Genomic DNA, 13,062 nt, shown 5'->3' with positions numbered 1-13,062 from the left:
CGACGGGTGTACGCACAACCTCGTAGGAGCAGGCGTGCCAGCGAAGGATTCAAGGACGCCGCGTTTTCTCAGCAGATACGCGTCATCGTTAACGACCATCGCTGGCAAGCCAGCTCCTACATAGATTGCGTCACTCGGACTTGCGGATCTTCTCGACAATCGCCGTGGTCGAGCTGTTTTCCACCAGACCCAGCACCTTCACGGTGCCACCGTAAGCGGTGACGATGTCTGCACCGACCACTTGGTCGATCCCGTAATCGCCACCCTTGACCAGTACATCCGGCTTGACCGCGCTCAGCAGGTTTTCCGGGGTGCCCTCCGAGAAACTGATCACCCAGTCCACAGCACCCAGCCCTGCCAGCACAGCCATGCGCCGGTCGACGCTGTTGATCGGACGACCCGGCCCTTTGAGGCGGCTGACCGACGCATCGTCGTTGATCGCAACAATCAGGCGATCGCCTTGCGCTCGCGCCTGCTCAAGGTAGGTCACGTGGCCGGCATGCAGGATGTCGAAGCAACCATTGGTGAAGACGATCCGCTCGTTATGCGCGCGAGCATCGTCAACGGCCAGCAGCAGTTGTTCAAGCCCCAGCACACCGCGTTCGGAACCTTCCTCACGCTGAATCGCGCGACGCAGTTCTGGCGCACTGATGGCCGCCGTACCCAGTTTGCCGACCACGATGCCCGCCGCCAGATTGGCCAGGGCCACCGCGTGGGGCAGCTCTTCACCCGCAGCAATCGCGGCCGCCAGGGTGGAAATCACCGTATCACCGGCACCGGTCACGTCGAACACTTCACGGGCACGGGCGGGCAGGTGCAGTGCCGGGTGATCGGGACGCAGCAGGGTCATGCCGTGCTCGCCACGGGTCACCAGCAAGGCCCCCAGATCCAGGTCGTGCATCAACTGCGCGCCCTTGTTCACCAGCTCATGCTCATCGGCGCAACCACCGACGATGGTTTCGAATTCGCTGAGGTTCGGCGTTATCAGGCTCGCGCCACGGTAGATCGAAAAATCCTTGCCCTTGGGATCGGCCAGGACCGGAATGCCACGGGCACGCGCGGCCTGGATCAACGCCTGATGGTTTTTCAACGCGCCTTTGCCGTAGTCGGACAGGACCAGCACCTTGATGCCTTCGAGCAACTCATCGACCTGCGCCGCCAATGCCAGGGCATCGGTGGCGAACGGTTCTTCGAAATCGATACGCAGCAGTTGCTGGTGACGACTCATGACCCGCAGCTTGACGATGGTCGGCTGGTGCGCGATGCGCTGGAATATGGCCCGCACACCTGCGCCGTTGAGGCTATTGACCAGGCTGTTGGCAGCTTCATCGTCGCCGGTCACACCGACCAGCGAGGCTGGCGCGCCGAGCGCGGCAATGTTCAAGGCAACGTTGGCGGCACCGCCCGGGCGGTCCTCGATGTGATCGACCTTGACCACCGGCACCGGTGCCTCAGGAGAAATCCGTGAGGTACCACCATGCCAGTAACGGTCGAGCATGACATCGCCGACCACCAAGACAGGGGCTTGATCGAATCGCGGCATGGACAACTTCATGGAGCAACCCACATACAAAATGAACAGGGGCGCGATATTAACACAGGGTTGGCATCGGCTTGTGCGACGGCTGCAACGGGATGATTTGCCGGGCTTTATTGGTCGTTTTTTGAGCAAAGAACAAGCCAAAAAGCGACGTCAGGGTGAGCCCGGCTCACCCTGACGCTATCGGGGTCAGGCGATGTCTTCGGCCGGCGTGTCGAGGCCCATCGCATGCAGGCGCGAGTAATAGCCGTTTTGGGCCAGCAACTGCGTGTGAGTGCCTCGCTCGACGATCTGGCCCTGATCCATCACCAGGATCAGGTCAGCCTTCTCGATGGTCGACAAGCGGTGAGCGATCACCAGCGTGGTGCGACCCTTCATGACCTGGTCCAACGCCGCCTGAATGTGGCGCTCGGATTCGGTGTCGAGTGCCGACGTCGCTTCGTCGAGGATCAGCAGCGGCGCATTTTTCAACAGCGCCCGGGCGATCGCCAGACGCTGACGCTGGCCTCCAGACAGCAGCACGCCATTTTCACCGACCTGGGTGTCCAGGCCTTGGGGCATCTGCGAAATGAAGTCCATGGCGAACGCATCCGTGGCGGCCTTTTCGATGTCGGCACGAGGGGCGCCGGCCAAGTCACCGTAAGCGATGTTGTTGGCAATGGTGTCGTTGAACAGGGTGACATGCTGCGTGACTTGCGCCACATGCCGACGCAGATTGCGCAGGCGATAGTCCTCGATCTCAACATCATCGAGCAGGATTTCCCCGGACTCGTGATGGTAAAAACGTGGAATCAGGCTGGCGAGGGTCGACTTGCCGCTGCCGGAACGCCCGACCAACGCGACCATCTGTCCCGGTGCCGCCGAGAAGTTGATGTTCTTCAACACTTCACGCTCGGTCCCCGGGTACGTGAAGCTGAGGTTGCGTACCAGCAGGTGGCCGCTGACGCGATCACGTTCAACCGTGCCGTTGTCAATTTCCGGTTCAACGTCCAGTTGCTCGAAAATGCTCTCGGCCCCGGCAACGCCCTTCTGAATGGTCGAACTGACCTCCGAGAGCTGGCGGATCGGCTTGGGCAACAGACCGGCGGCAGTGATATAGGCCACCAGATCACCGGCGGTAGCATCACCGCGCAGGAACAGCACCAGGAACATCAGCACGGCCATGGCGGAGTAAATCACCAATTGCAGCATCGGCGTATAGACCGCCCCGGTCTTGGTCATGCGCAATTGCTTGTCGGTATTGCCCTGGCTGGCGGCGGCAAAGCGTTGCTGCTCGTAGCTTTCACCACCGAAGCTGCGCACTACGCGATAGCCTTGAATGGTCTCGGACGCCACATGAGTCACGTCACCCATGGCCACCTGGATTTTCTTGCTCTGCTTGCGAAATTTCTTGCTGGTACTGCTCACCATGACCGCGATCAACGGCAGGATCGCCAGCATCACCAAGGTCAGCTTCCAGTTCATCCACAGCAGATAACCAAACAGGAAGACCACCGTCAGGCCTTCACGAATGACCACTTTAATGGCATCGGTAGCGGCACCGGTCACCATGGTCACGTTGAAGGTGATACGCGAAATCAGGTGTCCGGAATTATGGGTATCGAAATAACGATTTGGCAGGACCAACAAGTTGTTGAACAACTCGACGCGCAGGTCATGGACCAAGCCCAACGAAACCCTCGCCAGGTAGTAGTTACCCAGAAATGACCCGAGACCTTGCCACGCGGCGATCAGAATGATCAGCAAGGGTACGGCCATCAGCAGCTGCAAATCCTGCAGATAGGGAACCGTTGGGAAAAGCACTGCTTCAGGGTTGCTCAGACCATCGACGAAGTATTTGAGAATCCCCGCCAGCATCGGCTGCGTCGACGCAAAAATCACAAAGCCGACGATACTGATCGAAAACATGCCCCAGTACGGGCGCACATACGACAGCAGGCGCAGGTAAATTTTCAAGCTCGACGGCGCAGGCGAATCAGGGCTGGTCATGTGAACCCGTTGTGTGAGAAAAGAGCCCGCGATTGTAACACAGGCCACTTTAGTCGCTGAGCTGCGGTAACATGGCCGGCTATCCATGCCTCATGGCGTCGTCCCGGAGTATAGATGCAAGCCCTTGATTACAGTCGATACCTTGCCCTGCGCGAGGGAGCGCAAGTCCTTGAAGCCGATGGTTCGGGGGATAAGGTTTTGCGGCTGACAGACGGCTCGATTCTCAAGCTGTTTCGTCGCAAGCGCCTGCTGACGTCAGCGGCCTGGTATCCGTATGCAAAACGCTTTGCCGATAATTGCATTGCGCTACGTGAGCGACAGATTCCCTGCCCGTCGATCCGTCAGGTCTACCGCATTGCGAGTATCGAACGTGATGCCGTGCATTACGATCCGCTGCCGGGCCAGACCTTGCGCCAGCTGCTCGACACCCAAAATGACGCAGATCCGTTACGCGGCAAGCTAGGGACCTTCATGGCCACCTTGCATGAACGCGGGATCTATTTCCGGTCAGCGCATCTGGGCAACATCGTGCTCACGCCTGAACATCAGTTGGGCCTGATCGACATTGCCGACCTGCAAGTTTATCGCCGTCCGTTGCGTAAGGGACTGCGATTGCGCAATTTCAAGCATATGGTGCGCTACCCCCAGGATCGGCAATGGTTGCTCGACAGACAGGGGGAGATCTTCATGCAACATTATGCCCAGACCCAGAGCACCTGCTCCCCGGAAGAGCTGAGCAGCGCCCTGCAAAAATAACCTGCCCCCTTCGCCCCCAACGAGGAGGCGAAGGTCAGCGTCATGCCGCCCCGTTACGCTGCGCCTGCAATCCTCGCCCGAGGATCATTGCTGCAGGCAACAACACCAATGGCCACAACTCGTCAGGGTTTCCGATCAGCAAACTGCCATCGAAGTTCAGCATGACCAGCGCACATGCCAGAAACATTCCCCAGGCGTCACGCAGACGCCAGGCCTGCCAAAGCGAGGCGGTCATCAGCCCGAGAAACAGCACCAGCGCCACCGCGCCGCTGTACAAACCCAACGCCACATAAATGTTGTGCGGATGCTGAATCGGCATCCAGCCGCCCAGTAACTGGCTGGTGTGGAAGGTGACACCGCAGCCAAGCATCCAGCCGCAGTTCCGCCACTCGCCTACCATGATGTGAAAGAGCTCAATGCGATAGGAATCGCCGCGAGTCCACAGCGACTGGTACCAGGCTTCTTGGTGCACTATCAGAAACAGCACACCGATCACCGCCAAGCTGATCGCAAGCGCACAGCCAACCTGCCGCGGCTTGCGGTAAAGACCGTAAAGCAGCCATACGCCCAACAGGAACGCCACCCCAACCAACGCCGTACGCGTCTGCAATACAAAGGTCACTGCGAAGATCGATAAAACAACCGCCAATGCACTCTCGATCCATCGATGCGTCCTGACCCAGTAAGGCACTGCCAGCGCCAGCGCACACAGTAGCCAGATACTGGCGTAGATCACATTCTCCAGGCGTGCCGGCAGCAGCGCGACCCGAGACCCGAACGGGTACTCGCCAGTGATCCAGCTATAGAACGCGCAACTGAAGATGTACAACGCCAGGAGCCAGAACTGTCCACGGACAAACGTCGGGCTACGAAAAAACTGTGGATCACTGAAGGCACCGACCACCATGACGAACATCATCACGTAGAAGATGTGCTTGAAAAACTGAATGTGCCCGGCAATAGTCGCCGGCACCAGAAACCATAGCGTAAAAGCCAGCCACCCCAGTGCGAGCGGCTGCCTGAACAAACCTGCACCTCGTTCCTTGATCAGGAACACCAGCCCCGGCACTACGATCAGGCCGTAGAACAGATTGTTGGTCCACTTCGAAGACCAGCCCGCTATGTAACTCCCCAGAAACAGACAGAGCGCTATTCCGAAATACTTCGTCATGGTGAGCTTTTGCAGCTTTACACCGTTAAACCCCATGAAGCACCCAACCTGCTATCAGGCCGAAAACAAGGACCGCGACCAGTTTGAATCGATCGAGGCGCTTGCGTCGCAATTTGTTCACGCGTTCCTCTGGAACTTCCACGTGCCCGCCGAAGCCGGTGTGCAACACCGCGTCGTTTTCCAGGATCAGCGCATAGCGATTTTGCGCGGCATACAGGCGCGACAGGTCTTTTTCTCCGGAAAACGCGGAATACGGTGCATGGAGCAGATAGTCTGCACGCCGCCGCAACCCAGGGTTAAAGGAAAAGCCCTGCCAGTCCACCTTGTGTGAACCCAATACGTAAAAAGGAATGCCTTGGCTGATCTTGCGCTCGTTCAGGAACACGTAAGGGCTGTGAACCATGAGGTCATGATTGAAGCTGCGCAGCCAAACCTGTAGCGCCTGCGGATCTTCCTCCAGCAGGCACTGGGATTCTTCGATAAACCCTTCGCGATAGAAATCCCAGTCATCTTCACAATGGAAAATCCAGGACGTCTGCACTTGGGCATAAGCGGCATCAATCGACTTCAACTGACCCAGACGCGGATTGTTGATGAAAAACTGGGTATGCGCCCTCCAATGTTCCGGAATACAAGCTTCGACGGCACTGTCACCAGAGTCCTCGGTAATGAAGACCTTACGGATGGGGGCCGTGTTGTACCGGTCGAAGGTTTCGAGGGTTCGCTTCAACAGGTCGAAGCGGCCGCAACTGGTGATAACAACCGAAATATCGCTAGTCTCGCTGAACAGCATGTGTTTACACCGCACTCTTTATTGTTGAATCGCCAGGCTTTACAGCCCCAGCGATAAGCGTAATTTTTCTTTCCAGCTCAGCGCAGCTCGCTCGCGCAGCGGCTCCCGCATCGCTTCGACAATTGCATGCCCTACCGCACGGAACGTGTAACGCTGCTCTACCAGGGTTTGGCCAGCCGCCGAAATGGTCTCGGTCAGCTGCGGTGACTCACGCAACAACGCCAGTTTTTCGCGAATTTCCTCGCGCGTTCGATAAAGCACAATGTTTTGCATATCGACAAAACCCAGGGCGCGATTCTCTTCTTCCCCTTGGTCGTAAGCAAACAACACACAACCGCAGGCCATGGCTTCGAAGTTCTTGATCATGTACTCGCCCATGCCAACGTCGGCACTGACAAAACAACGGATCCGGCTCAACGTTTCGCAGTATTCCTCGCCCGACTTGGTGCGCGTGATCAACAGGTTTTCGACCTCGGCCACCGATTCGAGCATGGCTTTGCGCCCGGCATAGGCAACGCTGTTGAGACTGCCGACGAAACCCAGCTCGATATCACGCTCACGCTGACGGTTTTGCAGCAGCGACTGGTCGTAACCCTTGGGTACGAAATGGGCATCAAAACCTTCGTCACACAAACGCTGGCTGACCATGTATCCCGAGCTGATCACCCGCGCCCACGGCAATTTGCGGTAATGAGCACTGAATTTTCCGGTGTATTTGCACGGGATGTAATTCTGATACGCGTCGTGTTCAAGGATAACCAGATTCGGCAGTGTCTGGATGAACCGCACCTGTCTGATTTCTTTTTTGAAGCGCAGAAAAAACACGATTCGATCGTAAAGAGACACATCGACATGCTTGCGGAAATACCCACGCAAGTCGTCCTGCTCGGCACTGCTCAGCTCACGCTTGTCGCAATCGCAGGACTCGGCGATACCGTCGTACAGTCGATCGAGGATCGCTCGTTGCTCTTTCTGCACCAGAAACAGGACTTTCAATTAGCTTCTCTCTTGCTTGCCAGGCTGCTCTTGGACCCAGAACAGCTCATGGCGTCGCACTGTTTTACGGAAAAACTCGTTTTCACCAAAAGCCGGCCAGCGACGGCCTGCAAGGCAACGTTGAATACACCGCCGAAGAAGTCGCTTGAGGGAAAGTGGAGGTTGGAGGTCATGCATCATGCCCAACGACATTGCTTTACTCCACTGATGCTCCATCGACAGGCTGGGTGCCCATGGCCGCAAGGGCTCATCAGCATTGAGCTGCGGCGGCAACGCCACACCCGTGCCAGCGTCACCCATTGGCCAACGATCGTTGTCATGCAAGTGATTGGCATAGTGCAACAGTGTTCCGGGCTGCCAGACAGTAGCGCTCAGCGCCTGCATGACGGCCTGCTGGGAGCAGATATGGTCCGGATGCGGGTCGAAACGCGGATGTGGCAAAACAATGACCTGGGGCTGAATACGCTCGATCAGCTCGCTCAGGTCACCCAGCAGATTGTTCCAGGAAGGGACACCATCAGCATCACTGCCCAGGGCGAATGGATTGAACTGCCGGAAAAAACGCGTATCACCAAGCTGTGCCTCGCGGGACACAACGGCTTCGCCTGGCTCGCTCTGCATCAAGGGTAATTGCAGACAGAAATACCCCAGCTGGATACAGCGTTGTTGGGGCACCCCTCCCCACAACGGCACACTGACACTGTCCCAGGCGCGCAGCGAACCCTTCAACCGTGCAGCCTCGACCCCATCAAGCCCCATCTGCCGATAGTGTTCGGCTTCAATTTCACCGGCCGTCAACGTGACGATCCAGGCTTCATCTGCCTGACTGTACAGGCCGTAGGCCGCCAGCTCCGCATCATCGGCATGAGGTGCGATGACCATCACTCGCTGACGACGGTAATCCGGATGCTCGAAGGCCCACAACACGGGTTCGCCTAGCAATCGACAAAAACGCCCACGCAGACGCAAGTCACCTTGTGACAGCGTCTGCGCCTGACCACTGAGATTGAGATAACGCAGGCCGTTCACACCACGCTCGAAGGTTTGCCGATCCGGGTTATCGCCCCCGGACAACTCGACCACCGGATCGAGGAAGCGTCCCAGCCAAGTGCTTTTGATGCGCAACGCCAACACCAGCGTCGCATCCTCGACCAGCATGACACCGTCGTCCAGCCGCAGATGTTCGCCGCTCAAGTGGACCTTGGGCTGTGGCGTGTAAGGCGGGAAGCTGTAGTCGTAATCGTCAGCGGGCGAGTAGAACAAATGGTCGGCAAACCAGGCCTCGTGGGCGATCCAGCCCAGCACCGCGAGCACCAGCGGCACCCACCACGCGACCAATGTGCCAATAACAGCCAACAGCACCAGCGCAATCATCAGGCCAATGCGTTTATTGCGCCGATGGCGCTTGAGCAATTGTTGTTTGCGGCTCATGACCTGGCTCATACGGTGAAGACCGGCACGGGGTTGCACCAGCGGTCCTTGTATTCACGGTCGGCGCGACCAAAGGAAAAGCGCAACGGTTTGTCCTGCGCACGGGCATGTTCCCAGGCGCTTTGCGTGTTGAGGAAACTCAATACGCTGCCGGGGCTGAACTCGCGGGTTTCGGGATCAACGCCGCCATTGATGTACTCGACACTGATCCACTGCGGCGTCTCGACGCGGTACACCAGTTGAATCGCAATCGGTGCATCGTTGAGGAAAATCACCGAGCCGATCAGCAACTCACGCAGCAACTCGATGACCTCGGCCATGCGTTCGGCACCAGTCGCCGGGAAACCCCAGCGGCGCTGGAACAGATCGCAATAAATCGCGGCCAGTTCGCTGCTGGAGAATTCGGATACCGGTCGCACCACACCACCCGCCTCTTCCAGCAAACGCAATTCACGGCGCTGGTTGTAGCGAAATTTCTTGGACAGCTCTTCCGGTGTGCGGGCCATGGCCAACTGTTCGGCCTGCAACTTGATACCGGTGAAACGCCCTTCGTTCAGCGCTGACAAATAGCGTGCGCGATGACGCAAAGGCGCTTGGGCATCAGCCGCTGCCGGAAGAATGATCTCGGCATTCCCCAGGTCGAACAGCCCTTTCTTGCCATGGCGCTTGAGTACGTCCTTGGACAAGGCGAGGTCGCGGCCCCAGGTCGCAATGGCTGCCTTGACGTCACCGTCCTGCATCCAGGCCAGGTAACGCACCGGGATGCCGGCCAGTTTCGCCAAACGTTCGACCACAACAGGGTGCGTTGCGACGCTGCCGCCATATCGCTGCCAGGTTTGGCTGTAAACCGAAGCGTCGACGACCGCCCAGCCACGTTCACGCCAGCCTTGAAATCGGTTGAGCATCAGCCCCTCTGTGCCAGTTCGGTAACGTGGGGCAAGTGCCAGAATGCATCGCGAACCGCACGGTCAGAGAAGCGCTCGCGCAAGCGCTCGAGCATCAGCTCGGCACACTGGCGACGCTGATGCTCGTCCATTGCGGCCAGATGCTGCAGACCTTGAGCCAGGTGTTTGGCATCGCCCAGCGGAAACAGAATGCCGACGCCTTCGACCACTTCCCTGGCCCCACCGCACGCAGTGGCCAGCAACGGTACACCGGCAGCCATGGCTTCCAGCAACACCATGCCGAACGGTTCGTGGTCGGAACTCAGGGCAAACACATCAAAGGCACTAAAATAGCGACGTGCATCGGGGACCTGACCGAGAAACAGCACCCGATCACCCATGCCAAGCTCACGGGCCTGCGCCTTGAGATCCTCTTCCAGCCGCCCTGAACCGAGGATCACCAGTTGGCTATTGGCCGGCAACCCCGGTAATGCTTCGGCAAATCCGTCCAGCAACGTGGCCTGATCCTTGTCCGGATGCAGGCGTCCGACGTTGCCGACAATCCAGGCGTCCGCCGCCAGGCCAAGGGTTTCACGGGCCTCACGAGCCGACACCTGGGTCGCCTGCAAGGCATCCACATCAATTCGGTTGTACAACGTCTGAATACGCGACGCCGGCCATTTCGGCAGGCAGCTGCGCATGTCGTCGCGCACGGCATCGGACACGCCGATCAAGCTCAAGCGTTTGCGCAAGAGGTGCGCGAACAGCTTGCGACTGCCGCGTTTGTAATCGTCAAACGCGTGGTGCACGCCAATTACCGGCAACGACGTGCCGAGCAAGGCGATATAGATCGGTTTGAAGCGGTGAGCGATGCAGAAACTGAAGTTGCGCGAAGCGGCGATCTTGCGCAGATCACCGATGGCGCCCAGCTTCAGGCCACGAATGGCCTTGGAGCTGTACTCCATGAACAGCACTTCATCGGAAGCGCAGCCCTCGGCGACATCGGCATCGGCGACCCCGGTGAGAAACACCGTGGTCACCCGATAACCGGTCCCCGCGAACAGGCTGGCGTACTGCCGGGCGCAGTCCAGAAACGGGCCGTCATAGCCGTGGCAGAACTGCAATACATGGCGTTCAGCCGAGCGTGTCATAGGCGTTTGCGCCCTCTTTAACCACCAGGATGTCTTCCATGATCAGATACTGTAGATCCGAACCGAAGAACATGTTCAGCGCATCGGTCGGTGAGCAGATCATCGGCTCGCCGCGACGGTTGAGCGAGGTGTTCAGCGACACACCGTTACCGGTCAGCACTTCCAGCGCTTTCATCATGTCGTAGTAGCGCGGGTTGTATTCGCGCTTGAGCACCTGGGCACGGGAAGTGCCGTCTTCGTGGACGACTTCCGGCACGCGGGTTTTCCACTCTTCCGCCACTTCGAAGGTGAACGTCATGAACGGGGCCGGGTGATCGATCTTGATCATCTGCGACGCCACGGTGTCGAGCATCGACGGGCAGAAAGGCCTCCAGCGCTCACGGAACTTGATCTGGTGGTTGATGCGGTCGGCCACGCCGGGAATGCTCGGGCAACCAATGATCGAACGACCACCCAATGCACGCGGACCGAACTCCATGCGGCCCTGGAACCAGGCCACCGGGTTGCCATCGACCATGATTTTGGCTATCTGCTCAGGCATGTTGTCGAGTTTGCGCCAGCTCGGCTTGTCGGCATGACGGGCGCAGGCTGCGATCACGTCTTCGTTGCTGTACGACGGACCGAGGTAGACGTGTTCCATCTTCTCGACCGGAACGCCACGGGCGTGGGACACATAGGCGGCGGCGCCGACTGCGGTACCGGCATCGCCGGATGCAGGCTGCACAAACAGCTCTTTGACGTCGTCGCGGGCAATGATTTTCTGGTTCAGCTTGACGTTCAACGCACAGCCACCGGCATAGGCCAGTTTGCCGGTTTCCTTGAGCACGTCGCCCAGGTAGTGGTCGATCATCTGCAGCGAAATTTTTTCGAACAGCGCTTGAATGCTGGCGGCGTAGTGGATGTACGGCTCGTCGGCGATGTCGCCTTCGCGCTTTGGACCCAGCCACTCGATCAGCTTCGGCGAGAAGTAGTAACCCTTGCCCTTCTCTTTGTAGCGACGCAGGCCGATGACGTTGGCGTAGTCGGTGTTGATTACCAGCTCGCCGTTTTCGAACGAAGCCAGGCGTGAGAAATCGTATTTGCTGGCGTCACCGTACGGCGCCATGCCCATGACCTTGAACTCACCGTCGAGCATGTCGAAACCGAGGAACTCGGTGATCGCGCCGTACAGGCCGCCGAGGGAGTCCGGATCGAAGAATTCCTTGATCTTGTGGATCTTGCCGTTTTCGCCGTAACCGAAGAAGGTCGTGGCGTACTCGCCCTTGCCGTCGATGCCCAGGATCGCGGTTTTCTCTTTGAAACCGGAGCAGTGATAAGCGCTGGAGGCGTGGGCCAGGTGGTGTTCGACCGGCTCGATCTTGATCTTCTTCGGATCAAAACCCAATTGCTCCAGGCACCAGACGATCTTGTTGCGATAGCGCTTGTAGCGACGGTTGCCCATCAGGATCGCGTCGAGGGCACGGTCCGGGGCGTACCAGTAACGCTTGGCGTACTGCCAGCGGGCCTTGCCGAACAGGCTGATCGGAGCGAACGGGATCGCTACCACGTCAACGTCGGAAGGTTTGATACCGGCCTGTTCCAGGCAGAACTTCGCCGATTCGTAGGGCATGCGGTTCTTTGCATGTTTATCGCGTACGAAGCGCTCTTCTTCAGCCGCCGCGACCAGCTTGCCGTCGATGTACAAGGCTGCGGAAGGATCATGGCTAAGGGCGCCGGACAGGCCAAGAATCGTCAATGCCACAGGGGTCTAGCCTCTTAAGTCTGCGTGCAGGCGACAAGCGCCTCAAAAATTAATGTGCCCTCGCAATGGGCGAGAGACAGCTAAAGGGCGGGATTATAACTTAAAAGCAGTGGCAAACCTCTAGCTGCAAGCGGCAAGCACCGAAGCGATGGTCTAACCGGTGCTTATCCACGGGACGGCCGCCAGTAAATCGAGAGGTTTCCGTCCACGCCCTGCCGATAGATCGTGTACGGCAAGACAACGGTATCCAGCGCACCTGACAGGGCGAGGTCCACCAGAATGAGCGGAACGAGGAAACCTGTGGGGTCAGGCGGTGCGTTCAGCACGCAGAAGTCGTAAGCGAGGCCGCTATAGACCCGGGGAATGGACTGGCAATAGGTCTTTTGCCTGCGCAGGTCCTGCGCCGCCTCAGCGTCATCCTGCAAGACCGTCGCCGCCGTCCCGCATCCGCCCAAAGCCAGTGATAGAACACCTGATGAAACCGCCATTTTTATCGTCACAGCCTGCCCTCCGAGAACGTCAGGCAAGCTAGCATCGTGGCGATTTCAGCCACAGTTCATGGCTTCTGAAGTTGATGTAGGACGGATCCCAAGCGCTTGTCGCCGCTCTC

General features: G+C 58.4%; 11 protein-coding genes. 1 reads left to right on the top strand and 10 read right to left on the bottom strand.

The genetic code is table 11. From position 1 onward, the window contains the following. Positions 1–130: 130 nt before the first annotated feature. Together hldE and msbA are read right to left on the bottom strand one after the other, a co-directional pair. Positions 131–1,555, bottom strand: a complete 1,425-nt coding sequence (gene hldE, locus CKW15_RS17430; protein ID WP_095056403.1) for a bifunctional D-glycero-beta-D-manno-heptose-7-phosphate kinase/D-glycero-beta-D-manno-heptose 1-phosphate adenylyltransferase HldE — start codon at positions 1,553–1,555, stop codon at positions 131–133. Between the two features lie 174 nt (positions 1,556–1,729). After that, the gene (gene msbA, locus CKW15_RS17425) at positions 1,730–3,529 is read right to left on the bottom strand and encodes a lipid A export permease/ATP-binding protein MsbA (protein WP_177408767.1); all 1,800 of its coding nucleotides are present in this window, start codon (positions 3,527–3,529) and stop codon (positions 1,730–1,732) included. A gap of 114 nt (positions 3,530–3,643) precedes the next feature. Here msbA and CKW15_RS17420 point away from each other — a divergent pair, with 114 nt between their 5' ends. Further along, positions 3,644–4,285, top strand: coding sequence for a toluene tolerance protein (locus tag CKW15_RS17420; protein WP_095056405.1), 642 nt, complete (start codon positions 3,644–3,646; stop codon positions 4,283–4,285). 40 nt (positions 4,286–4,325) lie between these two features. On the opposite strand, the gene CKW15_RS17415 is transcribed toward CKW15_RS17420, so the two are convergent. From CKW15_RS17415 to CKW15_RS17380, 8 genes are all read right to left on the bottom strand, one after another. Further along, a complete protein-coding gene (locus tag CKW15_RS17415; RefSeq protein ID WP_095152489.1) occupies positions 4,326–5,492 on the bottom strand; it encodes a hypothetical protein in 1,167 nt (388 codons plus the stop codon). Next, positions 5,482–6,249 carry a glycosyltransferase family A protein gene (locus CKW15_RS17410; RefSeq protein WP_095056407.1) on the bottom strand — a complete coding sequence of 256 codons (768 nt, stop codon included), beginning with the start codon at positions 6,247–6,249 and terminating at the stop codon, positions 5,482–5,484. Before CKW15_RS17410 ends, CKW15_RS17415 begins: the two co-directional genes overlap by 11 nt. 39 nt (positions 6,250–6,288) lie before the next feature. Then, positions 6,289–7,245 carry a glycosyltransferase gene (locus CKW15_RS17405; protein ID WP_095152488.1) on the bottom strand — a complete coding sequence of 319 codons (957 nt, stop codon included), beginning with the start codon at positions 7,243–7,245 and terminating at the stop codon, positions 6,289–6,291. Beyond that, positions 7,246–8,676: a PIG-L deacetylase family protein gene (locus CKW15_RS17400; protein ID WP_095152507.1), complete on the bottom strand. Its 1,431-nt coding sequence runs from the start codon at positions 8,674–8,676 to the stop codon at positions 7,246–7,248. Between the two features lie 8 nt (positions 8,677–8,684). Next, positions 8,685–9,581 carry an antimicrobial resistance protein Mig-14 gene (locus CKW15_RS17395; protein ID WP_095056409.1) on the bottom strand — a complete coding sequence of 299 codons (897 nt, stop codon included), beginning with the start codon at positions 9,579–9,581 and terminating at the stop codon, positions 8,685–8,687. After that, positions 9,581–10,711 carry a glycosyltransferase gene (locus CKW15_RS17390; RefSeq protein ID WP_095056410.1) on the bottom strand — a complete coding sequence of 377 codons (1,131 nt, stop codon included), beginning with the start codon at positions 10,709–10,711 and terminating at the stop codon, positions 9,581–9,583. The genes CKW15_RS17395 and CKW15_RS17390 overlap by 1 nt, the downstream gene beginning before the upstream one ends. Further along, positions 10,695–12,452 carry a carbamoyltransferase gene (locus tag CKW15_RS17385; protein ID WP_095152487.1) on the bottom strand — a complete coding sequence of 586 codons (1,758 nt, stop codon included), beginning with the start codon at positions 12,450–12,452 and terminating at the stop codon, positions 10,695–10,697. The genes CKW15_RS17390 and CKW15_RS17385 overlap by 17 nt, the downstream gene beginning before the upstream one ends. 164 nt (positions 12,453–12,616) lie before the next feature. Beyond that, positions 12,617–12,952 carry a YceK/YidQ family lipoprotein gene (locus CKW15_RS17380; RefSeq protein ID WP_095152486.1) on the bottom strand — a complete coding sequence of 112 codons (336 nt, stop codon included), beginning with the start codon at positions 12,950–12,952 and terminating at the stop codon, positions 12,617–12,619. Between the last annotated feature and the right edge of the window lie 110 nt (positions 12,953–13,062).

The sequence above is a fragment of the Pseudomonas sp. Irchel s3b5 genome (assembly GCF_900187435.1).
Classification (GTDB): domain Bacteria; phylum Pseudomonadota; class Gammaproteobacteria; order Pseudomonadales; family Pseudomonadaceae; genus Aquipseudomonas.
This window is presented reverse-complemented; position numbering and strand designations above follow the sequence as displayed.